This is a genomic window from Halorubrum sp. SP9 (genome assembly GCF_005435015.1).
GTDB classification, from domain to species: domain Archaea; phylum Halobacteriota; class Halobacteria; order Halobacteriales; family Haloferacaceae; genus Halorubrum; species Halorubrum sodomense.
On record NZ_SGXU01000025.1, the window covers coordinates 1 to 25,058 of the forward strand.

At 69.3% G+C, this 25,058-nt stretch carries 26 protein-coding genes; 14 read left to right on the forward strand and 12 right to left on the reverse strand.

The window, feature by feature from the left end; all coding sequences use genetic code 11:
- Positions 1-829 (forward strand): phosphatase PAP2 family protein (locus tag EXE45_RS12625; RefSeq protein ID WP_137694538.1); only part of this gene is annotated, 829 nt, incomplete at its 5' end.
- A 36-nt stretch (positions 830-865) separates the two neighbouring features.
- Here the strand turns inward: EXE45_RS12625 and glnA are convergent.
- Positions 866-2,233: a type I glutamate--ammonia ligase gene (gene glnA, locus EXE45_RS12630; protein ID WP_137694539.1), complete on the reverse strand. Its 1,368-nt coding sequence runs from the start codon at positions 2,231-2,233 to the stop codon at positions 866-868.
- Between the two features lie 126 nt (positions 2,234-2,359).
- Here glnA and lrp point away from each other — a divergent pair, with 126 nt between their 5' ends.
- Positions 2,360-2,818, forward strand: coding sequence for an HTH-type transcriptional regulator Lrp (lrp, locus tag EXE45_RS12635; protein WP_092919910.1), 459 nt, complete (start codon positions 2,360-2,362; stop codon positions 2,816-2,818).
- 54 nt (positions 2,819-2,872) lie between these two features.
- Here the strand turns inward: lrp and EXE45_RS12640 are convergent, their stop codons facing one another.
- Together EXE45_RS12640 and gap are read right to left on the reverse strand one after the other, a co-directional pair.
- Positions 2,873-4,099 (reverse strand): phosphoglycerate kinase, encoded by a 1,227-nt coding sequence (locus EXE45_RS12640; RefSeq protein WP_137694540.1) that lies wholly within the window; start codon positions 4,097-4,099, stop codon positions 2,873-2,875.
- Between the two features lie 101 nt (positions 4,100-4,200).
- Positions 4,201-5,253 (reverse strand): type I glyceraldehyde-3-phosphate dehydrogenase, encoded by a 1,053-nt coding sequence (gene gap / locus EXE45_RS12645; RefSeq protein ID WP_137694541.1) that lies wholly within the window; start codon positions 5,251-5,253, stop codon positions 4,201-4,203.
- A 228-nt stretch (positions 5,254-5,481) separates the two neighbouring features.
- On the opposite strand from gap, the gene EXE45_RS12650 reads away from it, so the two are divergent.
- Positions 5,482-5,862 (forward strand): Hsp20/alpha crystallin family protein, encoded by a 381-nt coding sequence (locus EXE45_RS12650; RefSeq protein ID WP_092919913.1) that lies wholly within the window; start codon positions 5,482-5,484, stop codon positions 5,860-5,862.
- A gap of 39 nt (positions 5,863-5,901) precedes the next feature.
- Here EXE45_RS12650 and EXE45_RS12655 read toward each other — a convergent pair whose 3' ends face one another.
- Together EXE45_RS12655 and eif1A are read right to left on the reverse strand one after the other, a co-directional pair.
- Positions 5,902-6,813: a RimK family alpha-L-glutamate ligase gene (locus EXE45_RS12655; RefSeq protein ID WP_137694542.1), complete on the reverse strand. Its 912-nt coding sequence runs from the start codon at positions 6,811-6,813 to the stop codon at positions 5,902-5,904.
- A 480-nt stretch (positions 6,814-7,293) separates the two neighbouring features.
- A complete protein-coding gene (gene eif1A / locus EXE45_RS12660) occupies positions 7,294-7,584 on the reverse strand; it encodes a translation initiation factor eIF-1A (RefSeq protein WP_092919915.1) in 291 nt (96 codons plus the stop codon).
- 122 nt (positions 7,585-7,706) lie between these two features.
- Here eif1A and EXE45_RS12665 point away from each other — a divergent pair, with 122 nt between their 5' ends.
- Together EXE45_RS12665 and EXE45_RS12670 are read left to right on the forward strand one after the other, a co-directional pair.
- Positions 7,707-7,886 (forward strand): hypothetical protein, encoded by a 180-nt coding sequence (locus tag EXE45_RS12665; RefSeq protein WP_092919916.1) that lies wholly within the window; start codon positions 7,707-7,709, stop codon positions 7,884-7,886.
- 96 nt (positions 7,887-7,982) lie between these two features.
- Positions 7,983-8,228, forward strand: a complete 246-nt coding sequence (locus EXE45_RS12670) for a hypothetical protein (protein WP_137694543.1) — start codon at positions 7,983-7,985, stop codon at positions 8,226-8,228.
- Between the two features lie 19 nt (positions 8,229-8,247).
- On the opposite strand, the gene EXE45_RS12675 is transcribed toward EXE45_RS12670, so the two are convergent.
- On the reverse strand, positions 8,248-9,963 hold the full coding sequence (locus EXE45_RS12675; protein WP_137694554.1) for a cryptochrome/photolyase family protein: 1,716 nt from the start codon (positions 9,961-9,963) through the stop codon (positions 8,248-8,250).
- Between the two features lie 132 nt (positions 9,964-10,095).
- Here EXE45_RS12675 and EXE45_RS12680 point away from each other — a divergent pair, with 132 nt between their 5' ends.
- From EXE45_RS12680 to EXE45_RS12690, 4 genes are all read left to right on the forward strand, one after another.
- Positions 10,096-10,293: a hypothetical protein gene (locus EXE45_RS12680; protein WP_092919919.1), complete on the forward strand. Its 198-nt coding sequence runs from the start codon at positions 10,096-10,098 to the stop codon at positions 10,291-10,293.
- Between the two features lie 80 nt (positions 10,294-10,373).
- On the forward strand, positions 10,374-11,351 hold the full coding sequence (locus EXE45_RS12685) for an aldo/keto reductase (protein WP_092919920.1): 978 nt from the start codon (positions 10,374-10,376) through the stop codon (positions 11,349-11,351).
- A gap of 94 nt (positions 11,352-11,445) precedes the next feature.
- Entirely contained in the window at positions 11,446-11,601 is a 156-nt protein-coding gene (locus EXE45_RS20490; RefSeq protein ID WP_199233629.1) for a hypothetical protein, read from the forward strand.
- 103 nt (positions 11,602-11,704) lie between these two features.
- Complete coding sequence (locus EXE45_RS12690) at positions 11,705-12,154, forward strand: hypothetical protein (RefSeq protein WP_092919921.1); 450 nt, start codon at positions 11,705-11,707, stop codon at positions 12,152-12,154.
- Between the two features lie 142 nt (positions 12,155-12,296).
- On the opposite strand, the gene EXE45_RS12695 is transcribed toward EXE45_RS12690, so the two are convergent.
- Positions 12,297-15,452 carry an adenosylcobalamin-dependent ribonucleoside-diphosphate reductase gene (locus EXE45_RS12695; protein WP_092919922.1) on the reverse strand — a complete coding sequence of 1,052 codons (3,156 nt, stop codon included), beginning with the start codon at positions 15,450-15,452 and terminating at the stop codon, positions 12,297-12,299.
- Positions 15,453-15,874: 422 nt separating this feature from the next.
- On the opposite strand from EXE45_RS12695, the gene EXE45_RS12700 reads away from it, so the two are divergent.
- Complete coding sequence (locus EXE45_RS12700) at positions 15,875-16,117, forward strand: hypothetical protein (RefSeq protein WP_137694544.1); 243 nt, start codon at positions 15,875-15,877, stop codon at positions 16,115-16,117.
- A gap of 25 nt (positions 16,118-16,142) precedes the next feature.
- On the opposite strand, the gene EXE45_RS12705 is transcribed toward EXE45_RS12700, so the two are convergent.
- Both EXE45_RS12705 and EXE45_RS12710 read right to left on the reverse strand, forming a co-directional pair.
- Positions 16,143-18,410, reverse strand: a complete 2,268-nt coding sequence (locus EXE45_RS12705; RefSeq protein ID WP_137694545.1) for a CDC48 family AAA ATPase — start codon at positions 18,408-18,410, stop codon at positions 16,143-16,145.
- Positions 18,407-18,658, reverse strand: a complete 252-nt coding sequence (locus tag EXE45_RS12710; protein WP_092919925.1) for an Hsp20/alpha crystallin family protein — start codon at positions 18,656-18,658, stop codon at positions 18,407-18,409. The genes EXE45_RS12705 and EXE45_RS12710 overlap by 4 nt, the downstream gene beginning before the upstream one ends.
- Before the next feature lie 201 nt (positions 18,659-18,859).
- On the opposite strand from EXE45_RS12710, the gene EXE45_RS12715 reads away from it, so the two are divergent.
- The 4 genes from EXE45_RS12715 to EXE45_RS12730 all read left to right on the forward strand — a co-directional run bounded on the left by EXE45_RS12715 (position 18,860) and on the right by EXE45_RS12730 (position 22,566).
- On the forward strand, positions 18,860-19,630 hold the full coding sequence (locus EXE45_RS12715) for an alpha/beta fold hydrolase (protein ID WP_092919926.1): 771 nt from the start codon (positions 18,860-18,862) through the stop codon (positions 19,628-19,630).
- A gap of 90 nt (positions 19,631-19,720) precedes the next feature.
- Entirely contained in the window at positions 19,721-20,416 is a 696-nt protein-coding gene (locus EXE45_RS12720; RefSeq protein ID WP_137694546.1) for a DUF2391 family protein, read from the forward strand.
- A 98-nt stretch (positions 20,417-20,514) separates the two neighbouring features.
- Positions 20,515-20,889, forward strand: coding sequence for an Hsp20/alpha crystallin family protein (locus EXE45_RS12725; RefSeq protein ID WP_092919928.1), 375 nt, complete (start codon positions 20,515-20,517; stop codon positions 20,887-20,889).
- 3 nt (positions 20,890-20,892) lie between these two features.
- Positions 20,893-22,566 (forward strand): AarF/ABC1/UbiB kinase family protein, encoded by a 1,674-nt coding sequence (locus EXE45_RS12730; protein ID WP_092919929.1) that lies wholly within the window; start codon positions 20,893-20,895, stop codon positions 22,564-22,566.
- Positions 22,567-22,583: 17 nt separating this feature from the next.
- Here EXE45_RS12730 and EXE45_RS12735 read toward each other — a convergent pair whose 3' ends face one another.
- The 3 genes from EXE45_RS12735 to EXE45_RS12745 form a co-directional block, all read right to left on the reverse strand.
- Positions 22,584-23,411, reverse strand: a complete 828-nt coding sequence (locus tag EXE45_RS12735) for an FkbM family methyltransferase (protein WP_137694547.1) — start codon at positions 23,409-23,411, stop codon at positions 22,584-22,586.
- Positions 23,412-23,418: 7 nt separating this feature from the next.
- Positions 23,419-24,567: a site-2 protease family protein gene (locus EXE45_RS12740; RefSeq protein WP_137694548.1), complete on the reverse strand. Its 1,149-nt coding sequence runs from the start codon at positions 24,565-24,567 to the stop codon at positions 23,419-23,421.
- Between the two features lie 211 nt (positions 24,568-24,778).
- Complete coding sequence (locus tag EXE45_RS12745; protein WP_004597322.1) at positions 24,779-25,039, reverse strand: hypothetical protein; 261 nt, start codon at positions 25,037-25,039, stop codon at positions 24,779-24,781.
- Positions 25,040-25,058 lie beyond the last annotated feature (19 nt).

The following is a 25,058-nucleotide window of genomic DNA, read 5'->3' on the forward strand; positions in this document are numbered from 1 at the left end:
CGAGGCCGGCGCGACGGCGGTCGCGGCCGTCACCTGCGCGTACGCCGCGACGGCGCTCGGCAAGGCGTGGTTCGCGGTCCCACGCCCGCCCGGCGCGATGCCCCCCGCCGACGTCCCGGCGTGGCTCCCCGCGCTCCTGACGGGGTGGTACGAGGCGCAGGTGCTCTCGGACGGCTTCGGCTTCCCGAGCGGCCACGCGACCGGCGGCGCGGCGGCGTACCTCGCGCTGGCGCTGCTGTACGACCGGTTCTGGACCGACCGCGCCCGCTACCTCGCGGCCGGAGCGGTCGCCGTCGCCGTCGCGGTCTCGCGGGTCGTCATCCAGGTCCACTACCTCGTCGACGTGTTCGCGGGGCTGATCGTTGGCGGCGGCGTCGTGGTCGGCGCGCTGTGGCTCGCGGGCGATCCGCGAGTTCGGCGGTCGGCGGTCTCGGAGTCGGCGGCCTCGGACCCGGCGTCCGATCCGACCGCCGAACTGAACCCCGAGCCGGCGTTCCTGTTCGCGGCCGTCGTCTCGGCCGGCGCGCTGGCCGTCGCCGTCGCGGGCGGGCACACCGGCGAGGTCGTCGAGGCGGGGATCGGGATCGCCACCGGCGCCGGCGGCGCGGTCGGCTGGCGGCTCGTCGACGGCGACGAGCCGGCGGTCCCCGTCCGAATCGCGGTCCCCGCGCTCGCGGTCACCGGCGGGCTCTGGGTCGGCGCGTACGCGCTCGCGGGAACGCTTCCGGTGACGCTGGTCGCGACGACCGCCGCCGTCGTCGCCGTCGTCGCGCTGCCGGCGCTGGCGGAACGGGTCCAGCCGGCGCTTGGCGGGTCGCGCGGCGCGTAAAAAAAGCGGTCGCGGACCGTCCGCCTCGGGCCGGACTCAGAACGTCTCTAGGTAGCGGTCCTCCTCCCACTGCGACACCTGGGTGAGGTACTCGCTGAACTCCTGGGACTTCGCCTCGGGGAACTTCTCCGAGACGTGCGGCCCGAGCGCGCCGGAGATGACCTCGTCCGCCTCCAGCTCTTCGACCGCGGCGCCGAGGTTCGGCGGCAGCGTCTCGATGCCGTACTCCTCGCGCTTCTCGTCGTCGAACTCGTAGATGTCCTCCTGGACCGGGTCGCCGGGGTCGGCGTCCGTCTCGATCCCGTGGAGCCCGGCGGCGATGAGCGCCGCGTAGGCGAGGTACGGGTTACAGGACGGGTCGGGGCTGCGGACCTCGAAGCGCGCGGAGACGCCCGCGGCGTCGGGAACGCGAACGAGCGCCGAGCGGTTCGTGTCGGACCACGCGACGTAGATCGGCGCCTCGTAGCCGGGAACGAGGCGCTTGTAGGAGTTCACCGTCGGGTTGGTGACGGCCGTGAACGCCTCCGCGTGATTCAGGACGCCGCCCATGAACTGGTAGGCGGTCTCGCTCAGGTTGAACTCGTCCGAGTCGTCGGCGAAGGCGTTGTTCCCGTCCTCGTCGAACAGCGAGATGTGGCTGTGCATCCCCGAGCCGTTTATCTCGGCGATCGGCTTGGGCATGAACGTCGCGTGGAGGTCGTGCTGCTCGGCGACCGCGCGGACGACGGCGCGGAACGTGGCGATGTTGTCCGCCGTGCCGAGCGCGTCGTCGTACTTGAAATTGATCTCGTGTTGGCCCTCGGCGACCTCGTGGTGCGAGGCCTCGATCTCGAAGCCCATCTCCTCGAGGGTGAAGATGATCTCCTTGCGCACGTCGGACGCGAGGTCCTTCGGCGCGAGATCGAAGTAGCCGCCGTTGTCGTGCGGGATGGTGGTCGCGTTGCCCTCGTCGTCCTTCTCGAACAGGAAGAACTCCGGTTCCGGACCGACCGAAACGGAGTAGCCCATCTCTTCGGCGTCATCGAGGACGCTTTTCAAGACCTGGCGCGGACCGCCGATGAACGGCTCGCCGTCGGTGTCGACGATGTCACAGATGAGCCGCGCCGCACCGGAGTCACCGTCGTTACGCCACGGGAGCACCGCGAACGTGTCGGGATCGGGGACGAGCCGCATGTCCGACTCCTGGATGCGCACGAACCCCTCGATGGAGGAGCCGTCGAAGTAGATGCCCTCGGTGAACGCCTTCTCCGCTTGGTGGGCGGGGACGGAGACGTTCTTCACGACGCCGAGGATGTCGGTGAACTGGAGCCGCAGGAAATCGACGTTCTGCTCTTCGATCTCGTCGAGTACCGCCTGTTCCTCGGCCGTGAGGCCGCCGTCCGGTTTCGCGTGTTCGTCCGTCATGTTCTGGACGCTTCATTCGTTATCTGCCAGTATAAAGGCCTTATCGCTTGGCGCATGAACCGCCGGACGGGGAAAACTGCTGGACGTTCGTAAAATTCTAAAGCCCCGAAAGCGTGGTTAGGTGTGATGACGTACGAAAACCTCGACGCGAAGCTCATCAACTCCTTGCTCAGCAACGGACGCGCGAGCCTCCGGAGTCTCGGCGACGAACTCGACGTCTCGGTGACGACGGTTTCGAACCACCTCCGCGATCTCGAAGAAGGCGGCGTGATAGACGGGTACACCCCCGTCGTCGACTACGACAAGCTCGGCTACGACGTGACGGCCGTGCTCCAGCTCAAGGTCGAGGGGAGCGCCCTGCCGGACGTCACCGAGAAGCTCCGTCAGGAGAAACAGATGGTGAGCGTCTACGAGGTCACGGGCGACTACGACGTGATCGCCATCGGGAAGTTCACCGACACGGACGGGATGAACGACCAAATCAAATCGATCCTCACGGACGCGGATATCCGCGAGTCGAACACGAGCGTCGTCCTGAACGCGGTCACGGAGAACGAGCAGTTCGACCTCGACGTCGAGGAGTAGGACCTGTCACTCTCGGCCGCTCGGATCCGGTCGCCGCCGCTCAGATCCCCCGCTCTACCGCCGCCGCTCCGCCGCCGCCGTCAGGACCTCTACCGCCGGGAGCGGCTCGCCAGTCAGCGCGCGGATGTACGCGCCGCCCGCGATGGAGACGTGCGAGAAGTCGTCCTCGTCGAGCCCGTACATCTCGATCGCCCGCGAGGTGTCGCCGCCGCCGACCACCGAAAAGCAGTCGGTCTCCGCGATGGCCTCTAAGACGCCCACGGTGCCGTCCGCGAACCGCTCGTCCTCGAAGACGCCGAGCGCGCCCTTCACGAAGACCGCGTCGGACTCGCGGATCGCCGGCTCGTAGTCGGCGACCGTCGCCGAGCCGACGTCGAGGTACCCCGTCTCCTTTTCCTCGATGGCGTCGACGGCGACCTCCGCGCGGGCGCCGTCTTCCCCCTCGTACGCGAGGTCGGTCGCGAGCCGGATCGCGTCCCCCCGCTCGTCGAGGACCGACTCGATCAGCTCGCGGTTCGCCGCCCACTGCTCGTCGAACAGGTCCATTCCCTCCAAGTCGTGACCGACCGGGTGGCCCGCGGCGCGCAGGAACAGTTCGCCCGCGACGCCGCCGAGGAGGAAGCGGTCGACGCGGTCGTCGAGGGCGTCCATCACGCCGATCACGTCGGTCGCCTTGGTGCCGCCGACGACCATGGTGACGGGGCCGTCGAACTCGCGGGTCGCGATGGCGGTGTTCGCCTCGTACTCCGTCTCCATCACGCGGCCCGCGTACGCGGGAAGGACGATCGGGAAGCCGACGAGCGAGGCGTGCTTCCGGTGTGCCGCCGAGTAGGCGTCGTTGACGTACGCATCGAAGCGCGGCGCCAACGCCCGAACGAACTCGGTCTCGGCCTTCGCCTCCGGCGACTCCTCCGGGAGTTCGTCGTCGCACATCCGGGTGTTTTCCAACAGGAGGACCTCGCCCGCGCCGAGCGCGTCGACGGCCGCCAGCGCCTCGTCGCCGTACGTGTCGGCCACGAACGCCACGTCGCGGCCGACGTGGCCGGCGAGGATCTCGGCGTGGCCGGCGAGCGACGTGAAGTCGTCGCGGCCGGGTCGCCCCTGGTGAGCCAGCAGCGCGACGCGGTGACCGGCGTCTGCCAGTTCGCGAACGGTCTCCGCGTGACGCTCGAAGCGGCGGTTGTCCTGCGGTTCGCCGTTCTCGATCGGGGAGTTGAGGTCCAGTCGGACGAGGACGCGCGAGTCGGCCGGGAGGTCGTCGATGGTGTCGAACGTGGGCATGAGTGAGTGGTCGTCGATGAGATAGTTAAGCGGTGGCGCTCCGGGGGAACGTTGCCGCCGGGGGTCTGGTCCGGCGTCGTCCGTCGGTCGCGGTCAGGCGTTCAGGCTTCGTCGTGAACGTACGCGGCGGTGTCGAGCATCCGGTTCGAGAAGCCGTACTCGTTGTCGTACCAGGTGAGGATCTTCAGCAGCTTCCCGCCGGCGATGACGTTCGTCGACCGGAGGTCGACGTAGCTGGAGAACGGAAGTCCGACGATGTCCGAGGAGACGACCTCCTCGTCGGTATAGCCGAGCACGCCCGCGAGCGGACCGGAGTCGGCGGCGTCGCGGAAGGCGGCGTTGACTTCCTCCTCGGTGACGTCCTCGTCGAGGCTGACGACGAACTCGGTGATGGAGCCGGTCGGGACCGGCACGCGCATCGCCATCCCGTCGATTTTCCCCTCCAGCTGCGGGAGGACCTCCTGGGCGGCGCCCGCGGCGCCGGTGGAGGTGGGGACGATGTTCTCGGCGGCCGCGCGGCCGCGGCGGCGCTTGCTCATCGGGCCGTCGATGAGGCTCTGGGAGCCGGTGTACGCGTGGACGGTCGTGAGGGTACCGGCGTCGATGCCGAACTCGGCGTCGAGCACCTTCGCGACCGGCGTGATGGAGTTCGTCGTACAGGAGGCGTTCGAGATCACGTCGTCGCCCTCGTACTCGTCGTGGTTGACGCCGTAGACGAGCTGTTTGACCGGCTTCTCGCCCTTCGGGGGCGCCGAGATGATCACGGTGTCCGCGCCGCCGTCGAGGTGCGCGCTCGCGTCGTCGCGGGTGCGGAAGATGCCCGTACACTCCAAGGCGACGTCGACGTCGAGTTCGTCCCACGGGAGGTCGGCGGGATCCTGAACGTTGAACAGGGGAACGGCGGTGCCGCCGATCGTTAGCTCTTCGCCGTCGCGCTCGACGCCGTCGATCCGGCCCATGACGGTGTCGTACTTCGCGAGGTACCCCATGTCGTCGAAGTCCATCACGTCGTTGATGCCGACGAGTTCGATCCGCGGGCTCTCCAGCACCGCGCGGAACACGTTGCGCCCGATGCGCCCGAAGCCGTTGAGCCCCACCCGCACGACCTCGTCGTCGCTCACGTCGTCGCCGGCGGCCAGATACGATTTACTCATATTCGAAAAAGGCGAGCCCCAACTACTTAAATCCGGCTCAGTCGCCGCGAGATAGTCATAATCGTTCGAATTTGTTACGGGCGGTGTCGTCGAGCGCGGGCGGTTCCGAGTCGAGTTCGGGCGGTCGCCGTCTCGCACCGCCGTTCGTCGTCCCCGCGGCGCTGGGGGATACCGGCCGATACGGGGACCGACAGAAGGCTTATCGGGATCACCGACCTCACGGGAGGTATGGACAGAGACGACCGCGACGATCCGTTCGGAGACTTCTTCGAGGAGATCGAGCGGATGATGAACGAGATGGCCACCGGCGACGCCCCGTCGGCCGACGACGCGGGATTCGGCTCCGACACCCACGTCGACGCGTACACCACCGAGGAGTCGGTGCGCCTCGTCGCCGATCTCCCCGCCGTCTCGAAGGACGACCTCTCGCTGCGCTGCGACGGCGACGCGCTCACCATCTCCGCGGTCTCCGACCGGCGCGAGTACGACGAGACGGTCGACCTCCCCGCGCCCGTCGACGAGCGCTCCGCGGACGCGACGTTCAACAACGGCGTCCTCGAGGTCACGTTCGACCGCGCAGACGACAGCGCGTCGATCGATCTGGCCTGAGTCCGCAGGCCGGTCTCGGCCCCCTCCCGGTTCCTCTCCTCATTCCCCCTCGTCGGTTCGCCGGATCAGCCCCGCGAGCCGGTCGTAGAAGTCGTCCTCGTACTTCGTCGCGGCGTCGACGGTCGGCCGGGCGTTCGTCTCGTTGACGACGAGTCGGTCGCCCGTCGCGAGCAGATCGACGCCGAGGTAGTCGATACCGAGCGCCTCGGCCGCGCGCTCCGCCAGGTCGCGAGCCTCGGGGTCGAGGTCGACGCCGCGGGCCGTCGCGCCGCGGTGGACGTTGTGTTTCCACCGCCCGGCTTCGAGCGCCTCGGCGTCGAGTTCGCGTTCCACCGCCCCGGCGTACGCGCCGTCGACGACCATCGCGCGGTAGTCGCGTGCGTCCGACAGGAACTCCTGGATGAGGAACGACTTGTCGCCGGTGGCGCGGTAGTCGTGGATCAGGTTCAGGTAGTCGACGACGCCCAGGAGCGAGTCGAGGTCGGCCGCGGTCGCGACGCCGACGCCGCGGGTCGCGGAGTTCGGCTTCACGACGACGGGGTACGAGAACCCCTCGGCGGCGTCGACGACCACCGATTCGTCGACGGGGTTCGAGACGAGCGTCGTCTTCGGCGTCGGCAGGCCCGCCGCCGACAGTCTCGCCAGCACCCCCGCCTTGTTCCGCGAGGCGACGACCGCGTCGCGGCCGTTCACCCACGGGACGCCGAGGTGCTCGTCGACCACCGCGCCCTCCATCAGGCGGGTGGGGTAGACGAGACCGACGTCGAAGCCGGCGAACTCGTCCGGGTCGGCCGCGGGCGAGTCCGGTCCCGATCCGGGCGACTCCCCGCCCGAGACGCGCAGCGCCCGCTCTTTCGCCCGGACGTGGCCGACGTCGATGCCGCGGTCCCCGAGCGGCCCGCGCACGCGTTCGAACGTCTCAGCGTCGGTGGTCATCGCGAGCCGGAGCATACGCTCGCTGGGGCCCGTTCGGACTTAAAAACCGCGTGGGCGGTTGACGACGGCGACACCAACGCGATACGAGACACCGTGGCGCGTGCCTGCGAGCGGCCGCCTCCGGCGGCCGCGAGACAGCACGCGCGAGGGAGTCGCCGGCTCCCGAAGCGAAGCGGAGGGTGCCGGCGACGAGGCTGGGGAGGCGTGAGGTGCTGTGCGGTGCCGTGCGGGGCGGGACTCAAAGGGGCAGTCGCCGGCGGCCGGCGGCTTCGCCGCCGGCTGCCCGTGGCGCGTCGCGCCACGCTGCCGCGAGGACGAAGACGGGCGACGTAAGGACCGCAGGAGCGAACGTAGTGAGCGACGAGGACCGCAGCGAGCCCATCGAGCCCTCGCGGCTGGGGCTTTGGCAGTGTTCACCACCGATCCGCGGCCGGTTATTTATTTATAAATGGTCCGACACCCGAAGGGTTCAATCGCCAACTCACTCTCGACGACTTACTGTAAGTGGCCTTCCTCGCGAAGCTGCTCCGCCTCGCTCTTCTCGTAGCGCCACGAGATGTCGGCCTTCTCGTCCTGCCAGTCCCACGGCTCGACGAGGACGATGTCGTCTTCGCGGATCCACACGCGCTTTTGCATCCGACCGGGAATGCGAGCGGTCCGCTGTTTCCCGTCCGCACAGCGGACCTTGACGCGGTTCGCGCCGAGCATCTCGAGGACCTCCGCGAACACCTCGTCGTCGTCGGGCATCCGGAGGTCGTTCCGACCGCCGCCGTCTCCGTTGCTCATGCGTACGCGGTGATACGCGCTCCCGAAAATAAAAGGGCCGCTCTCAGTCGGGGTGCCCCGCGTCGCCGGCGGCCCGCGGCGCATCCGCCCCTTTTAACCACGACCGACGACCACCCGACGACATGCGTGACACGCTCGGACTCGAAGGCATCGCCGGCCTCCTCGCCGTCGTCGCCGCCGTCGGTATCATCGCCGTTCGCGACCCCGTCATCGCCGGCGCCGTGATGGTGCTCCTCGCCGGCCTCGCGCTGATCGCGAAGGGGCTCGTCGACACCGCCATGCGGTCGTTCGGACTGAAGTGACCGGGCGCGACCCGAGCGCCCTCGCCGTCGTCGGCGCCCGCTCGACGTTCACCGTTCTCCCGAAAGAGTCATAATCGCCGGCCGTTCCCCTCGAGTATGGTCGAAGTACCCGCCGTCGCAGTCGAACTCGTGGAACTCCTCGCCGTCACCCTCGGGGCCGGCGCGGCCGCCGCGGTCGGCGTCATCCTCGAACGCTTCGGACTCTCCGCGGTCTCGGGCGGCGACCTCGTCCTCGGCGCCTGGGCCGTCGGCATGGGGCTGCTCGCGCTGTACGTCGGGGTCGTCGGGCTGGGCTACGAGCAGGCGCTCCCGCGGCTGCGCCGACTCGCGAGCGGCGAGTAGGACGGGGAGCCCCCGACCCTTACAGCTCTCCCTCGGCCGCTCGTTCGCGCACCCGGGCCGCGCGCTCGCGGATCGCCCTCCACTCCTCGTCGTCTTTCCCGTCGACGTGCGAGTACATCAGCCCCATCCGCCCGGTGCCCCGCAGCGTCTTCTCGTTCTCCTTTAAGAAGTCCCAGTAGAGCGCGTTGAACGGGCAGGCGCCCTCGCCGGTCGTCCGCGAGACGGCGTACGGGCAGTCGGCGCAGTGGTCGCTCATGCGGTCGACGTAGCTCCCCGAGGAGGCGTACGGCTTCGAGGAGAGCACGTCGGTGCCGAACGACCCCATCGCGACGACGTTCGGCGTCGTCACCCAGTGGTACGCGTCGACGAAGCCGAGGTGGAACCACTCGTTCAGCTCGGCCGGGTCGGCGCCGTACACTAACGCGAAGTTCGACAACACCATCAGCCGCTCGATGTGGTGAGCGTAGCCGTACTCGCGGACGTGGCCGACCGCCTCCGAGAGACACCGCATGTCGGTGTCGCCGTCCCAGTAGGCGGGCGGCAGGTCCCGCGACTGCGCCAACTGATTCGCGTCGGCCAGCTCGGGCATCGCCTCGCGGTAGACGTGGCGCACGAACTCCCGCCAGCCGATCACCTGCCTGACGAACCCCTCCGCGGCGTTCAGCGGGACTGGGGCGGGATCCGCCGCCGCTTCCGCCCTCGCCTCGCCGCCGTCACCCCCATCGCCGCCGAACTCGTCGAGCGAGGTCGCCTCCGCACCCGCGCCGACCTCGCCGTGCTCGGCGGGGTCGTACCCGCCCGGCTCGACCCCGCGCTCCGCGTAGGCGCGTTCGACCGCCCGGACGGGCTCGCGCGGGTCGAGCAGCCCGAGGTTGATCGCGGGCGAGAGCAGCGAGTGCGACAGGAACGGCTCGCCGCCGACCATCGCGTCCTGGTACCGGCCGAACGCGGGGAGCCCCTCGCGGACGAATTGCTCGAGCGCCTCGCGCGCCTCCTCGCGCGTGACCGGCCACGCGAACCCGTCGAGCGAGTCGCTCCCCCACGTGTCGAACCGCTCGCGGACCCACGCGTGCGTCTCGCGCGTCAGCGCGTCCGGCTCGAACGTCGGCCGCCCGGGCGGTTCCCAGTCGTCCGGCGGCGTCGCCTGGTTCAGGTCGTCGTAGTTCCACTCCCCGCCGACCGGCTCGCCGTCGTCCATCAACACGCCCGTCTCGCGGCGGACGTGGCGGTACCAGTGTTCCTGTCGGTAGGTGCGCTCGGCGGCGTCGTCCGGACCGATCTCCGTCTCCTCCTCGCCGGCCCACGCGCGCCAGTCGGTCGGGGTCGTCCAGAACAGTTCGTTGTCGACGAGTTCGAGGCTCCCGCCGCGCTCGGCGACGAGCTCCCGGAGCCGCTTGCCTGTGCCGTGGCTCGCCGGGCGCATGAGTCGCAGGCGCGGCCCCTCGTCGTCGCTGTCGCCGTCGTCCCCCTGCCTCCCGCGTTCCGCGAGGAACTCGTCGAGCCCTTCGCCGAACGACTCGGCCCGCAGGTACGTCACGTCGTGGCCCCGCTCGCGAAGTTCGTCGCGGAAGTGCCGCATCGCCGAGAACACGAGCGTCAGCTTGTGGGCGTGGTACGGCTTCCGGTCGGCGAAGCCGTGCGCCTCGATCAGCAGCACGTCGTCGGCGTCGTCGAGGACGTCGAGGTCGGGGTTGAGCTGGTCGCCGAGCAGCCAGCAAGTGGTCCGGTCGCTCACGTCCCGAATCAGGGGTGCGAGCGCCATAGCTCCGGCGGCGCCCCGCGCGGCCGCGGCCCCGACCGCCGCCGCTCTCCCGCGCGTCGCTGCCGCATCCGCGGCTTTTTGTCGCCCCCGCGTGACGGGCGAGCCATGGATGACATTCTCACGAACTGGCTGCTCGGCCTGATCGCCGCCCTCCTCGCAGTGCTGGTACTCGACTCGACCGGCGAGCCCTTCCTCGCCCCGCTCGCGCCGGTCGCGAACGTGCTCGCGCTCGTCACCTTCCTCGCGTTCGTCATCCTCACCGGGGCGTTCCTCGTGTACACGGCGTCGTTCCGAGACCTGTGACCCTCCCGGTCCGAGACGTCCACCCCCGCGATCCCCGCCGCCGCGCGTAGCTTTTTGTCCCGCCTCGAACTGGTACGAGTATGGAGTACACGACGCTCGGGAACACCGGTACCACCGTCTCGAAGATCTGTCTCGGCTGTATGAGCTTCGGCGACTCCGACTGGCGCGAGTGGGTCCTCGACGAGGAGGAGGGCAGGGAGCTCGTCGAGCGCGCGATCGACCTCGGCGTGAACTTCTTCGACACCGCCAACATGTACTCGAACGGCGAGAGCGAGCGCGTCCTCGGCGAGGCGCTCGACGGGTACGACCGCGACGAGTTCGTCGTCGCCACGAAGGGGTACTTCCAGATGGACGAGTCGAACCCGAACTCGGGCGGGCTCTCGCGGAAGGCGATCGAACAGGAGCTCGAAAACTCGCTCGACCGGCTCGGGACGGACACGATCGACCTCTACCAGATCCACCGCTGGGACGACGAGACGCCGATCGAGGAGACGCTCGCCGCGCTCGACGACGCGGTGCGGCGCGGCGACGTACGCTACATCGGCGCCTCGTCGATGTGGGCCCACCAGTTCGCGGAGTCGCTCCACGTCAGCGACCGCGAGGGATACGAGCGGTTCGCCACGATGCAGAACCACTACAACCTCGCCTACCGCGAGGAGGAACGGGAGATGCTTCCGCTGTGCGAGAAGGAGGGAGTCGGCGTGATGCCGTGGAGCCCCCTCGCGCGCGGGTACCTGACGCGCCCGCACGAGGACGTCGACGCGACCCTTCGAGGACGGACCGAAGACCACCTCTACGCCCATCCGTATCGCGAGGGCGGCGGCCGGGCGATCAACGAGCGCGTCGAGGAGCTCGCCGCCGAGAAGGGGGTCAAGATGGCGCAGATCGCGCTCGCGTGGCTGTTCCACAAGGACTCGGTCGACACGCCAATCGTCGGCACGACGAGCGTCGACCACCTCGAAGACGCGGTCGAGGCGCTCGATATCGACCTCTCTGATTCGGACATCGAGTGGCTCGAAGCGCCCTACGAACCGGTCCGCGTCTCCGGCCACGAATGAGGCCGGCGCGCGGACGGCCCGCGCTCGACGCCCTAAGTCGTGTTTTAGGGATATATCGGTAACCTATTTGTATGCTAAACAATAACAACCGCATATGAGTGACAACACCGACCGCTCCGCGGTCCGGTCGCGTACCGAGTACGCGCGCACCCGGACGCGCTGTCCGAACTGCGGTGACCGCGTACCGGCGGCCGGCGGCGACGGGGAGCCCGCGGAGTGTCCGAACTGCCACCGCATGGTTCGGACCTGACGCCGGCGGGGGAGAACCGGGCCGCCGCTCTCTCCCGACTTATAAACCCTCCGTCGCGGGCCCCACGGCAACCCTTTTCGGCCGCGCCGCCGAATCGTGGCCCATGCCAGACGACGACGTCACCGACCCCGAGAACGGCGAGGCCGGCGAACAGGGCGACTCCCCGGACGGCGACGACGGCGAAGAGAAGTCCTTCCGCGAGCGCGTCGAGGAGATTCGCGAGCGACGCGAGGAGGAGCGCGAGGAGGGCGACCGGCCCGACCCCGAAGAGATGATGGGCGGCGGCGGCCCGCCGGGAATGGGCGGCGGTGGCGGCGGCGGCAACCCCTTCGCGCAGATGATGTCCGGCATGATGGGCGGCGGCGGCCCCGGCGGCGCGGGCGGCCCGCCCGGCATGGGCGGCGGCGGTCCCGGCGCGCAGGGGGAGCAGGGCGGCCGCGGCGACGACGGCGGCAACGAGGAGCTCGTCCGCGAGGTGCGCCAGCTCCGCGACGAGGTCCGCGACGCGACCCGCCAGCTCCAGCGCATCGCGCAGGCGCTCGAAGACGACTGACTCGCCGGTCGCTCTCCGCGGCTCCCTCCGGTTTTCCGACTCGAACAGCGGCGCGTCCGTCCGTCTCCCACGCAGCGATGAGCGCGCGTGACGGCATCCGCGTCCCGCAAAAAAACCGCGTCGTCGGTCGCTCGCTACCCGTCTAACACTCCGACCAGCCGCACGACTCGCACGTCTTGCAGCCCTCGGAGTAGTAGAGGTTCATGCCGCCGCAGTCGGGGCACTCGGGCGACTCGCCCGCCGCGATGAGCTCCTGCGTCGAGTCGTCGGCGCCGGCGGCGTCGTCCTTCGCCGCCGGACCGGAGCCGTCCGCGCTCGGGGCGTCGGTCGCCGGGCCGGCGTCGACCGCGCCGCCGTCGGTCTGACTCGGACGGCTCGCGCCCGACGCGGTCTCCTCGACATCGTCGAGGCTCTGCTGTTGGGGGATCCCCTTGTCGACGTCGTCATCGAGGTACCGGCGCAGCGCCGTGCCGATCGCGTCCGGGATCGACTGGATCTGCTCGCCCTTGTCCCACGCGACCTTCGGGCTCCGGGTGCCCTGTAGCTCGTCGACGATCTCCTCGGGGTCGACGCCCGAGCGGAGCGCCGTCGAGATGACCTTCGCGAGCGCCTCGGTGAAGGAGTTGGTGTAGCCGCCGGAGTGACCGATGTTCGCGAACAGCTCGAACGGCAGGCCGTTGTCGTCTTCGTTGATCGTGACGTACAGCTTTCCGTAGCCCGTCTCGACGCGCTGTGTGACGCCGTTCAGAGAGTCGGGGCGGGGACTGCGCTCGCTGTAGTCGATACGAGGCTGCTCGCTGGCTTCGAGCAGGTCCGAAATCTCCGCGTCGATCGCCGCCTGGACGTCCTCGTTGTCGAGGAACGACTCGATGCCGCCGAACACCTCGCCGATCTGCTCGACGATCGCCTCGGCCGCCTCGCTCTCGTCGGCGAACTCCGTGTTCTTCGCGCGGGTCGTGAGCACCTGCTTCGAGCGGGTGCCGTCGCGGTAGACGGTGACGCCCTTGCCGCCGTGGTCGTAGATGTAGCGGTACACCTCTTCCATCTCCTCGGCGGTGGCGTCGTTCGGGAAGTTACACGTCTTCGAGATGGCGGAGTCGACGCCCTCCTGGCAGGCGCACTGGACCGCCGCGTGCTGCTTGCCCGAGAGGTCGCCGGTGACGACGAACAGCTCGCCGATGGCCTCCGGGACCGTCTCTAACCCGTCCACGCCGTCGAACTCGTTTTGCGCCATCTGCTCTTGGGCCTCCTGTTTGACGGCGTCGACGTCGACGTCGTTCGCCTCTAAGGTGCGCAGGAAGTAGTCGTCGAACTCGACGAGCATCTCGTCGCCCTGGACGTCGTCGGAGACGTTCTTGTAGAAGGCGACGTTGTAGATTGGCTCACAGCCGCCCGTCGTGTTCCCGATCATCGACGTCGTGCCCGTGGGCGCGATCGTCGTCGTGTTGTGGTTGCGGACCGGGAAGCCGTCCGCCCACTCGTCGGCGTCGAGGCCGGTGTAGTGCTCGAACCAGTCGCGGTACTCGGTGGGGTTCGCGTACTTCGAGTCCTCCCAGTCGTTGAACGTCCCGCGCTCCGTCGCGAGCTCGTGGGAGGTCTGTTTCGACGCGTGGTTGATGTGGGTCATCAGCTGGCGGGCGACCTCGTGGCCCGGCTCGGTGCCGTACTGGATCCCGAGCTGGATGTACAGCTGCGCGAGCCCCATGACCCCCAGCCCGATCTTCCGCATGTCGCGGACCTTCTCTTCGATCTTGTCGACCGGGAAGTCCGACATCGTCACGACGTTCTCGAGGAAGCGCGTGCCGTACTCGATCCGCTCGTCGAACTCCTCGAAGTCGATCGCCTCCTCGAGGAAGGCCTCGATCGCCGCCGCCTGTGAGTCGTACTCGTCGGCGTGTTCGTCCGACCAGACCCGCCAGTCCGGCGCGTCCTGCGACGCCAGCGTCGAGAGGTTGATGTGGCCGAGGTTACAGGCCTCGTACTCCTCCAACGGCTGCTCGCCGCAGGGGTTCGTCGCGAGGATCCGGTGGTCCGGGTGCTCCTCGACATCGAAGGAGTGCTCTTTGTTCACCCGTTCGAGGTAGATGACGCCGGGCTCGCCGTTCTCGTGGGCGCCCTCGATCATGTCGTCCCAGAGCTCCTGCGCCGGGATCGAGAGCTCCTCGCCGACCTCGACGTGCTCGCCGAGACCGAACATGTCGTAGATCTCCTTCGTCTCCGGCGTCGCGACGTGCGGCTCCTCCGTGCGCGGGTTCGTGAAGGTGAACTCCTCGTCGTTGTACAGCGCCTCCATGAAGTCGTCGGTGACGCCGACGCTGATGTTGAAGTTCGAGAGGTGGCCCTCGACCGCGTTCCGGAGGTGCTCGGGCACCTTCCCGTCCTCGTCGATGAGGTCGCGCGCCTCCTCCAGCGCGTCCGCGAAGGAGTTGTGCGTGAAGTCGTCGGGGTCGTTCAGGCGCAGCGAGTGCGCCAGCGAGACGTCCTTGTTCTTCGCGTGGATGAACTGGATCACGTCCGGGTGCGAGACGCGCATGACGCCCATCTGGGCGCCGCGCCGCGCGCCGCCCTGCGCGATCGTCTCGCACATCTGGTCGAACGTCCGCATGAACGTGATCGGGCCGGAGGCGATGCCGCCCGTCGAGCCGACGGCGTCGCCGTAGGGGCGGAGCTTCCAGAACGCGTACCCCATCCCGCCGCCGGACTGGAACACCTCGGCCGCCTCCTTAGCGGTCTGGTGGATGTCGGTGATGTCGTCGTCGGGGGAGTCGACGAAGCAGGCGGAGAGCTGCTGCAGCTCGTCGCCCGCGTTCATCAGCGTCGGGGAGTTCGGCATGAACGAAAGCGACTCCATCCCGTCGCGGAACGTCTCGGTGGTCGTCTCGACGTGGTCGCGGACGCCCTCGGGCAGTTCGGGAACGACCGTGTCGTACGCGAACTTGTTGACGTTGCGGGCGGTGAGCGTCGTCTCGACGTCGTCGTCGACCGTCGTCCCCGCGCCGAAGACCTCCTCGGCGAGCTCGTCTCGGCGCGGGTGGTCGGGCTTGACCTGGTCGGGCGTGACCGTGATCTCGACGCCCCGCTTTTCGGCCTCGAAGACCGCCTCCGCGAGCGCGACGTTGCGCGCGACGCGGTCGAACAGCTCCTCGGGATCTTCGATCGGCTCCCCGTCCGCGTTCTTCCGGAGGTAGCGCGCGGGCAGGATGTTGTGGTAGGCGTTGGCCGTGAGGCGCTCCTCCATGGTGTCGCCCGTGGTGCGTTTGATCGGCAGTTCGAGGTTGTCGGCGGTGACACCGCTCATTCGGCGGCCACCCCGCTCGGTTGGCGTGGAATATGGATCATCTGTAGTGTTGGTGTACTGGTGAGGCGGGCCCTTGTACGTTCGGATGTCGGGACCCGGCCGGCTTTACGTGTCCGATCTGCTATGTAACGTCGATGCGGCGCGTCTGACGTTGAATCCGGTACGTCGGTGAAGAACGGACTCTGTACACATAAGCGTAGGTAGACCGGAGTGAAACTGATCTCTGACCGAGCAAACCGCGGTACGAAGGCGGTTTCCCACCGGAACAGAAGGGGGTTACCGGGCGGTGATTCCACCCGTGATACCGGGCACTAGCCGCCCTACGCTCGTCGCCTCGACGAGCACACGTCCGGAGTCGACGCGGTTCTTGCCGCAGACATATCAAGAATCAATAACCGGGATCGGTCTCGTCCCACAAGCTTATGCCCGGCGTCGCCGTGGCCCCGGACATGACCGCAACGTCGCTCGCACTCGTGGGGCTCGTCGCGCCGGCACAGGCCGCGCTGCTGGGCAGTCAGGTGGGGCAGCTGTTGGTGGCCCTCGTCGCCGTCGCGCTGATCATCGTCGTCGGCAAGTTCGTGTTGAAGCTCGCCTGGCGGCTGGTCACGATCGGTATCGTCCTCGCCGCGGCGTTCTACCTGCTGTCGACGCTCGGATTAATATAAAAACTCGTTCGGCCGCGCCGTCCGCTTACTGGAACGCGGCGCCCGGCTCGGCCTCGGTGCGGTCGACCTCGGACCGCTTGAATTGCTTTTCTATCTCCTCGTACCGCTCGCGCGTCTCGGGGGTGACGCTGGGGTTCACCTCGTTCAGCGCGTTCTCGAAGTGCGCCATCGTCACGCGGACGTTGCCGACGGACTCGCCGACCTCCTCGCGCGTGACGCTGCCGATGAACTCCCGGGAGGCGTTCATCGACGCCTCGCGGGCGACCGCCTCGATGTCGGCGCCCACGTACCCGTCGGTCTTGCGCGCCAGCGCGTCGAGGTCGACGTCGTCGGCCAGCGGCTTGTTCCGCGTGTGGACCTCGAAGATCCGGCGGCGCGCCGTCTCGTCGGGGACGGGCACGTGGACGTGCCGGTCCAGGCGCCCGGGGCGCAGCAGCGCCGAGTCGATGAGGTCCGGGCGGTTGGTCGTCGCGATGACGACCACGTCCTCCAGCGACTCGAGCCCGTCGAGCTCCGTCAGCAGCTGGGAGACGACGCGCTCGCCGACGCCGGAGTCGCCGGAGTTCTTGCCGCGCTCGGTCGCGATCGAGTCGATCTCGTCGAAGAACACGATCGTCGGCGCGTTCTCGCGGGCCTTGCTGAACACCTCGCGGACGCCCTTCTCGGACTCGCCCACGTACTTGTTCAGCAGCTCCGGCCCCTTGATCGAGATGAAGTTCGACTCGCTCTCGTTGGCGACCGCCTTCGCGAGCAGGGTCTTCCCCGTGCCCGGCGGGCCGTACATCAGGACGCCCTTCGCGGCCTGCATGTCCAGCTCCTCGAACACCTCGGGGTACTCCAGTGGCCACTGGATCGTCTCGCGGAGCCGCTCTTTGGTGTCCTCGAGGCCGCCCACGTCCTCCCAGGTGGTGTCGGGGACCTCGACGAACACCTCGCGGAGTGCGGAGGGTTCGATCCCCTTGATCGCCTCCTTGAAGTCCGACTCAGTCACCTGGATGGAGTTCAACACGTCGGCGTCGATCTCGTCGCTCTCGAGGTCTATCTCCGGGCGGATGCGCCGCAGCGCGTGCATCGCGGACTCCTTCGCGAGCGACTCGAGGTCGGCTCCGACGAAGCCGTGGGTGTTCTCGGCGTACTCGTCGAGGTCGACCCCCTCGGTCAGCGGCATGTTCCGCGTGTGGACTTGGAGGATCTCCTTGCGCCCGTCGCGGTCGGGGACGCCGACCTCGATCTCGCGGTCGAAGCGACCGCCCCGTCGGAGCGCCTGATCGATGGCGTCGACGCGGTTCGTCGCCCCGATGACGACGACCTCGCCGCGCTCTTCGAGCCCGTCCATCAGCGAGAGGAGCTGGGCCACGACGCGGCGTTCAACGTCGCCGCCGGCCTCCTCGCGCTTGGGCGCGATGGAGTCCAGCTCGTCCATGAAGATGATCGACGGCGACTCCTCGGACGCCTCCTCGAACACCTCGCGGAGCTGCTCTTCGCTCTCGCCGTAGTACTTCGACATGATCTCCGGGCCGGAGATCGTGTGGAAGTTCGCGTCGATCTCGTTGGCGACCGCCTTCGCGATCAGCGTCTTCCCCGTGCCCGGCGGGCCGTGGAGCAGGACGCCCTTCGGCGGGTCGATCCCGAGGCGCTTGAACAGCTCCGGGTGGCGCATCGGCAGCTCGATCATCTCGCGGACCTGCTCGAGCTCGTCGTCGAGCCCGCCGATGTCCTCGTAGGTGACGTCCGGCCCCTCGCCGGTCCCGCCCGCGGCCTCGCCGCGGTCGGCGATCTCCTCGGCGGAGATCTCGGAGATGCTGATCTCCGTCTCGTCGGTGATGACGACCGTGCCGCCGGGGCTCGTCTCGGCGATCTTCATCGGGACCGCCTGCGACTGACCGCCCATCAGCCCGAAGCCGAGCGACGTGCGGATGGTCTGTCCCTCCGTCACCGGCTGGCCGGAGAGCTTGTCCCGGATGAACGGGGCGATCTGGCCCCGCACCCGCAGCTGGCTCGGGAAGGCGATCGTGACCGCGTCCGCCCGCGAGACGTCCACGTCTTCGACGGTCACGCGGTCGTCGATCCCCACGTCGGCCTCCTGACGGAGCCGGCCGTCGATCCGGATCACGCCGGTGCCGTCGTCCTCGGGGTAGCCGGGCCAGACGCGGGCGATCGCCGCCCCGTCGGCGCCCTCGACGCGGACGATGTCCCCGCCGGAGAGCCCGAGCTCGTCGGCCGCGACGCGGTCGATCGCCGCGAGGCGCCGACCGGCGTCCTTCTGTTTCAGCGGCTTGACGGTGAGCTTCATCGCTCGCCCTCCACGGTGATCACGCCGTTGTTCACGGCCGCGGACGCGGCCGTTCCGGGCAGATCGAACTCCGATTCGACCGGCTCTTCCGGTCCCTCGACGACGACGATCGCCGTTTCACCGACGGTGTCGACGCTGACGTCCTCGTCGTCGACGCCGAGATCGGCGGCGACGATCCAGGCGTCGTCGTACTCGTACCGGCGCAGCAGCGCGCCGTCCCCGGTCGATCGGGTCTGTATGTGATTCATCCTAACTACGAGTTAGTCGCGCAAGTATATAAATCTGTCCCTCAAAATCGCAAGACGTGAGTGATTCTCTTTCCTAACGGTAGTGTAGCGGTTCGAGCGATTCGGCCGCCGTCGCGCGGTCGGAGTCGCGGCGTCGGTCGGGCCGCCGAGCGCGCGACGGTCCCGCCGCCGTTTATTCCGATCGGCGCCGAACCGTCGGGTATGGAACGGGTCACTCACGACGGCCGCGAGACCGCGTACCGCCGCTTCGACCGCGGCGGCGACGGGCCGACGGTCTGTTTCGTCCACGGCAGCGGCGGCACGAAAGACGTCTGGAAGTCGCAGGCGCGGCTCGCCGACCGGTTCCCGGGCGTCGCCGTCGACCTCTCCGGGCACGGCGCCAGCGACGACGTCGCGACGCCCGCGGGCCCGGAGACCCTCGACGCGTACGCGGACGACGTCGTCGCCGTCGCGGAGGCGACGGACGCGGCCGCCCTCTGCGGGAACTCGCTCGGCGGCGCGGTCGCGTTGCGGATCGCCCTCGAGCACGACCTCGCGCTCGACGGGCTCGTCCTCGCGGGCACGGGCGCGAAGCTCGCGGTGGCCGAGCCGCTCCGCGACGCGCTCGCGACCGACTTCGACCGGGCGGTCTCGCTGCTCCACGAGCCGGACCGGCTGTTCCGCGACGCGCCCGCCGAGTACGTCGAGCTCTCGGCGGCGGCGATGCGCGCGTGCGGGCGGGCGGTCACCGAACGGGACTTCCTGACGTGCCACCGCTTCGACGTGCGCGACCGCCTCGGCGAGGTCCAGGTCCCGGCGCTCGCGGTCGTGGGCGCGCGCGACGGGCTCACCCCGCCGGCGTACCACGAGTACCTCGCGACGGAGATCCCGGCGGGGGAGTGGACCGAGATACCGGACGCTGCCCACCTCGCGATGCTCGAACGCCCGGCCGCGTTCAACGAGGCGCTCGCGGCGTTCCTCGGTCGACTGTAGGCCGCCGCGGCGGCCGGGTCGACCGCCCTCTCCGCGCGCGGCGGCGGTCCCGAAGGTACCCTTTTAGGTCGCTCGCGCGTCGCGGGGGACATGGTCGACAGCGACGAACGGGACCCAAACACGGGTCGGGCGGACAGCTCCGGGGAGCGGACGGAGGCCGCGAGCCCCCCCGCGGAGCCCGACATCGACGACCTGCTCGCGAGGCTCGACGCCCTGCGCGACACCGTCGACGAGGGCCACGAGCGCGAGAAGGTGCGACAGACCATCTCGCTCGTCGAGCGGATGCCCGGGACCGGCGCGCTCGCCGAGCGGATCACCAAGTACACCTCGCGGGACCTCGCGGAGTCGTTCGTCGGCGCGGTGCTGTTCGCGCTCCCCCTGCTCGTCGAGGGCGGCGTCTTCGAGATCGCGGCCTGGTTCGCGGCGACGACCGTCGCCGGCGTCCCGGTCCTCCTGATCGCGCACGTCGGGTTCATCTTCCTCGCGACCGCCGGGCTCCTCTACTTCGCTGACTTCCGACAGATCGCGATCAGACACCCGATCTTCGGGGTCATCCCCCGCCGGTACGCCGGCGTGCTCCTCGTCTCGCTGACCACGTCGGCGGCCATGCTGCTGTTCTGGGGCCGGCTTCACGAGGGCGACCCGACCGCGCTCGAACGGGTCGGCAGGGTCGCGGTCGTCTGGGCCGCGGCCGCGTTCGGCGCGGGGCTGGGCGACATCCTCCCCGGCGAATCGCAGGGCGAAGACCTCGGGAAGTTCGACCTCGACATCGGCGACGACGACTGATCCGCCGTCGCTGACCGCGGCCGATCGACCGTCTCGCGTCCCCCGACCGGACCCGCCCTTTCCACAGGTTTTTCGCCGCGGCGACCCTACCAACGGTTATGTCAGCCCTACGCGACGCGCTCCGCGATCTCCCGGACGCGGTGTTTGCGGACCTACTCGAGTCCGACGACGGGTACGTCCTCGTCGTCGACCTCCCGGGCGCGACCCCCGAGACGACCGAGGTGCTCGTCGAGGACGGGCGCATCGACATCGAGGGGCGCCGCGAGAAGGCCGTCCCCGACGGGTTCGAGTACGTCCGCGAGGACCGCCCGCTGTTCCTCGACGCGGAACTCCCGATCCCGAACGACGCCGACGGCGCGGGCGCCGACGCCGAGATCGACCGCGGCGTCCTCGAGATCTCGCTGCCCAAGCGCGCGAGCGAAGTCTCCCGGACCATCCCCGTCGACGGCGCGGACGACGAGGGCGACGCCTGACGGGTGGTCACGCTGGTCAACCTTCGCGCCTACTGGCGGTTCGTCGTCGTTCTCCGGCAGTTCTCGCCGCTCATCGTCGCCTACTGGCGTGACAGCCGCCGATACTTCCTGTTCGGCGGGAGCCGCGAGGTCGACGTCGAGACCCAGCGCGAGCGCGCCGCGGTGCTGCTCGACATCCTGCTCACGCTCGGCCCGACGTTCATCAAGCTCGGCCAGATCCTCTCGACGCGCCCCGACATCCTCCCGCCGGCGTACATCGACGTGCTGGAGGGGCTCCAAGACGACGTCCCGCCCGCGCCGTGGGAGGAGTCGAAGGCCGTCCTCGAAGACGAGTTCGGTCCGGTCGACCGGACGTTCGACGACTTCGACCGCGACCCGATAAGCGGCGCGAGCCTCGGCCAAGTGTACACCGCGAAGTACGAGGGCGACCCGGTCGCGGTGAAGGTGCGCCGCCCGGGGATCGAGTCGCTCGTCGAGGCCGACCTCCGGACGATCCGCTGGTCGATCCCGCTGATCAAGCGGTTCACCGGCGCCGGCAGAGCGTTCTCGCTGGAGAACCTCGCCGACGAGTTCGCGAAGACGATCCGCGAGGAGATGGACTACGACCGCGAGCGGACGATGCTCGAGGAGATCCGCGGCAACTTCGCGGACGAGGACCGGATCCGGATCCCGGAGACGTACGAGGCGGTCTCGGGGCCCCGGGTGCTCACCATGGAGTACGTGCCGGGCACGAAGATCAGCGACATCGACGCGCTCGACGAGGCGGGACACGACCGGACCGCGATCGCGGAGACGCTTCAGGAGGTGTACCTCCAGATGATCATCGAGGACGGCGTGTTCCACGCCGACCCGCACCCGGGAAACCTCGCCGTCGCGGACGACGGCACCGTGATCTTCTACGATTTCGGGATGGCGGGCCGAGTGGACCCGTTCATCCAAGAGAAGATCGTCGAGTTCTACGTCGCGGTCGCGCGCCAGGACATCGACGCCATCCTCGACACGCTGATCTCGATGGGAACGCTCTCGCCGGAGGCCGACCGCGAGGTGATGGGCAACGTGATGGAGCTGGCCATCGCCGACGCCAGCGGCGAGGACATCGAGCAGTACCAGGTGAACCAGATCATCGAGCAGGTGGAGTCGACCATCTACGAGTTCCCGCTGCGGCTCCCGCCGAACCTCGCCTTGGTCCTCCGCGTCGCCACCGTCGTCGAGGGGGTCTGCGTCACGCTCGACCCCGAGTTCGACTTCATCTCGACGGCGACCGACTACCTCCGCGAGGAGGGGTACTACGAACAGACCGCCCGCGACCTCGCGGAGGACGCCGGGAGACAGGTCCAGAAGACCACCGAGGCGCTGTTCACGGTTCCACCGAAGGCCGACGAGTTCCTCGACCGCGCCAACCGCGACGACCTGACGGTGAACGTCGTGTTGGAGGACGAGACGAAGGTCTTAGAGAAGCTGGCGATGCGGATCGCCTACTCGGTGCTGCTCGCGGTCGGCGTCCTCTCGGCGACGATCCTCTACTCGTTCGCGAACGACTGGCGGCTCGCGGCGGTCGTCCTCGTTCTGGCCGCGCCGCTCGCTATCGCCCTGTACCGGTCGTTCCGGAAGAAGCGCGGGCTCCGGGCCACGCCGCAGTTCACCCGACAGGGCATGAAACAGCGACGCGACGACTGAGGGCGGCCGCGCGCCGCTCACGCCTCGGGGGGCGCGCCGTCCCGCGGCCGGCAGATCCACACGTCGTCCGCCTCCTCGACCGAGTAGCCCCGCGCGTCCAGCCACTCGCGGAGGTCGGCGGGCCCGGAGTCCGACGCGGTCTCCTCCGGCGAGTCCCCGCCCGCCGCTCCCGCCTCGTGGACCTCCACGACGAGCAGCGGTCGATGGGCCGCGAGCGTTTCCGTCGCGCCCCGGAGCGCCGCGGCCTCGTGCCCCTCGACGTCGACCTTGAACGCGTCCGGCGGCGGGACGGGGTCCACCTCGTCCGACCGCCCGTCGCCGGCTCCCTCGACGAGGTCGTCGAGCCGCCGAACCGGGACGGACTCCGTGCCCGCGACGCTCGCGCCCCACCTCGTCGCTGACTCGCGGTCGAACGCGGAGCACTTCGAGAACGTCGACCGGTAGAACGTCAGCGTCGCGCTCGCGTCCCCGAGGCCGACCCGCCTGAGATCGACCCGGCTGCCGACTCCGTTTCGCTCGGCGTTCCGGGCTAACCGATCCGCGCTCTCGCCGTTCGGTTCGAACGCGATCACTCGCCGGTCGGTGTCGCGCGCAAGCGGGATCGCGTGTTCGCCGGCGTGAGCGCCCGCGTCGAAGATCACCGCGTCGTTCGGAAGCCGGTCGAGCGCGGCCAGCCCGGGGTCGTCGCCGTGGGGGTTCGTCGGCTCGTAGCTCCAGTAGGTCCCCGCGACCGTCCGCTTCGGGGTCGCGACGCCGAGCGCGTACGTCAGGTCCGCGAGCCGGTACAGCGCCCGGAAGCCGAGGCGCTCGACTCGCGCGCGTATTCGGGAGAGGAGTCCGGCCATCGCGGCGTCACGCCCCGACGACCTGGATCGGCACGAGCAGGAAACAGAGCGCCCCGACGGCGAACGTGGCGGCGCCGACCGCGAGCCGAGGGAGCCCCAGCCGCTCCTCGTCGGTCGGATTCGCCGGGCCGTTGTACGCGATCACCGTCGCGAACACGCCCCAGAACGCCCACAGCCCGACCGACTCGTTCAGGCCGAGCCCCCGCCAGAAGTGGAGGTAGGCGGCGATACCGAACAGCGCGCCGGGGACGAGCGCCGCCACCGTCTCCTGTCGCGGCCCGAGCATCGCCCGGACCATGTGGCCGCCGTCGAGCTGGCCGACCGGCAGGAGGTTCAGGAGCGTGAAGAACATCCCGACCCACCCGCCGATCACGACCGGGTGGGCGGTGAGCGCCGAGTCGCCGTAGCCCGTTCGCTCGCCGAGAACCCGGGCGATGAGGTCCAAGAGCGGCGGATTGTTGAAACGGATCATCGTCCCGGACGCGTTCGCCAGTTCCGCGGGCACCCGGATCGGGTCGAGCGAGAGCCCGATCGCGGTCACGACGAGCGTCGCGATCAGTCCCGCGATCGGCCCCGCGGCGCCGATGTCGAAGAGGACCTTCCGCGAGGGCATTCGCCCCCGGATCCGGATCACCGCACCGAGCGTGCCGAACGGGAAGATGAAGGGGATGACGTACGGCAGCGAGACGGGGACGCCGTGGTAGCGCCCGGCGGCGTAGTGGCCGAGCTCGTGGGTCATTAGGACCCCGAGGACGGCGGCGGTGAACGGCCACGCCCGGAGCAGCGCCAGCGGGTTCGACTGGATCTCCGCGAGCGGGACGTAGTACCAGCCGTACGCGCCGACGAACAGCGTCGACAGCACGGTGGCCGCGAACATGGCGACGTTCACCCAGGGGATCCCGTCGCGGCCGCGGTCGAACGGCGTCGCGACGACGACGTGACCGCCGTCGACGACCTCGACGTCGACCTCGTAGCCCGCCTCTCGGAAGTGCGGGGTCAGCTTGCGTAACAGCGTTCGCTCCGGGACGTACGACTCGCCGCGGTACCGCACGCGACCGTCTTCGCGACGGACCTCGTCGATCCGGAAGAACGTCCGGAGCGGCTCCGGACGCGGCGCGCCGTCGCCGGCCGCCGCCGCGTCCTCGTGTTCAGGCATCGTCACGTCGTAACTGGTCGGCGAGTATAAACCCCGCGTCGGCGGGTGCGCGAACCGGAACCGAGAAACGGGGGGACCGGTCATTCGCTCGCCTCGGGCGGCGGACGCGTGTGCGGTCAGAAAGCGCGAGTCGGGGACCGAACCGCGGGATCCGGTGTGGCGGTGCGCGTCGCGGGCGGTGCTGCGAGCGTCGGTCGGCGGAACGGGGCCCTCAGGCGGGCTCGACGCGCCAGGTCGTCGCGCCCGTGTACGACCACTTCTCGACGGTGAGCTCCGTCGCGGAGTCGCGGAGCTTCACCATCAGGGCGCCGATCTCCTTCGGCGAGAGGTCGACGTCCTCCGAGATGAACTTCCCCTTGAAGTACATCTCACCGTCCTGCGCCCGGTCGAGCAGGTACTGCTTCAGCCGCTCTTCCTTGCTGCGGTCGTCGTTCGCGCTCGCGTTCGTGGAGGGATTCGCTGTCGCGCTCATGTACACCCCACGCTTGCTG

Coding starts and splice junctions, on each gene's coding strand:
- glnA (WP_137694539.1), bottom strand. CDS start 2,233: ATGACGGACGAACACGCGAAACCGGACGGCGGCCTCACGGCCGAGGAA.
- lrp (WP_092919910.1), top strand. CDS start 2,360: ATGACGTACGAAAACCTCGACGCGAAGCTCATCAACTCCTTGCTCAGC.
- EXE45_RS12640 (WP_137694540.1), bottom strand. CDS start 4,099: ATGCCCACGTTCGACACCATCGACGACCTCCCGGCCGACTCGCGCGTC.
- gap (WP_137694541.1), bottom strand. CDS start 5,253: ATGAGTAAATCGTATCTGGCCGCCGGCGACGACGTGAGCGACGACGAG.
- EXE45_RS12650 (WP_092919913.1), top strand. CDS start 5,482: ATGGACAGAGACGACCGCGACGATCCGTTCGGAGACTTCTTCGAGGAG.
- EXE45_RS12655 (WP_137694542.1), bottom strand. CDS start 6,813: ATGCTCCGGCTCGCGATGACCACCGACGCTGAGACGTTCGAACGCGTG.
- eif1A (WP_092919915.1), bottom strand. CDS start 7,584: ATGAGCAACGGAGACGGCGGCGGTCGGAACGACCTCCGGATGCCCGAC.
- EXE45_RS12665 (WP_092919916.1), top strand. CDS start 7,707: ATGCGTGACACGCTCGGACTCGAAGGCATCGCCGGCCTCCTCGCCGTC.
- EXE45_RS12670 (WP_137694543.1), top strand. CDS start 7,983: ATGGTCGAAGTACCCGCCGTCGCAGTCGAACTCGTGGAACTCCTCGCC.
- EXE45_RS12680 (WP_092919919.1), top strand. CDS start 10,096: ATGGATGACATTCTCACGAACTGGCTGCTCGGCCTGATCGCCGCCCTC.
- EXE45_RS12685 (WP_092919920.1), top strand. CDS start 10,374: ATGGAGTACACGACGCTCGGGAACACCGGTACCACCGTCTCGAAGATC.
- EXE45_RS20490 (WP_199233629.1), top strand. CDS start 11,446: ATGAGTGACAACACCGACCGCTCCGCGGTCCGGTCGCGTACCGAGTAC.
- EXE45_RS12690 (WP_092919921.1), top strand. CDS start 11,705: ATGCCAGACGACGACGTCACCGACCCCGAGAACGGCGAGGCCGGCGAA.
- EXE45_RS12695 (WP_092919922.1), bottom strand. CDS start 15,452: ATGAGCGGTGTCACCGCCGACAACCTCGAACTGCCGATCAAACGCACC.
- EXE45_RS12700 (WP_137694544.1), top strand. CDS start 15,875: ATGCCCGGCGTCGCCGTGGCCCCGGACATGACCGCAACGTCGCTCGCA.
- EXE45_RS12705 (WP_137694545.1), bottom strand. CDS start 18,410: ATGAAGCTCACCGTCAAGCCGCTGAAACAGAAGGACGCCGGTCGGCGC.
- EXE45_RS12710 (WP_092919925.1), bottom strand. CDS start 18,658: ATGAATCACATACAGACCCGATCGACCGGGGACGGCGCGCTGCTGCGC.
- EXE45_RS12715 (WP_092919926.1), top strand. CDS start 18,860: ATGGAACGGGTCACTCACGACGGCCGCGAGACCGCGTACCGCCGCTTC.
- EXE45_RS12720 (WP_137694546.1), top strand. CDS start 19,721: ATGGTCGACAGCGACGAACGGGACCCAAACACGGGTCGGGCGGACAGC.
- EXE45_RS12725 (WP_092919928.1), top strand. CDS start 20,515: ATGTCAGCCCTACGCGACGCGCTCCGCGATCTCCCGGACGCGGTGTTT.
- EXE45_RS12735 (WP_137694547.1), bottom strand. CDS start 23,411: ATGGCCGGACTCCTCTCCCGAATACGCGCGCGAGTCGAGCGCCTCGGC.
- EXE45_RS12740 (WP_137694548.1), bottom strand. CDS start 24,567: ATGCCTGAACACGAGGACGCGGCGGCGGCCGGCGACGGCGCGCCGCGT.
- EXE45_RS12745 (WP_004597322.1), bottom strand. CDS start 25,039: ATGAGCGCGACAGCGAATCCCTCCACGAACGCGAGCGCGAACGACGAC.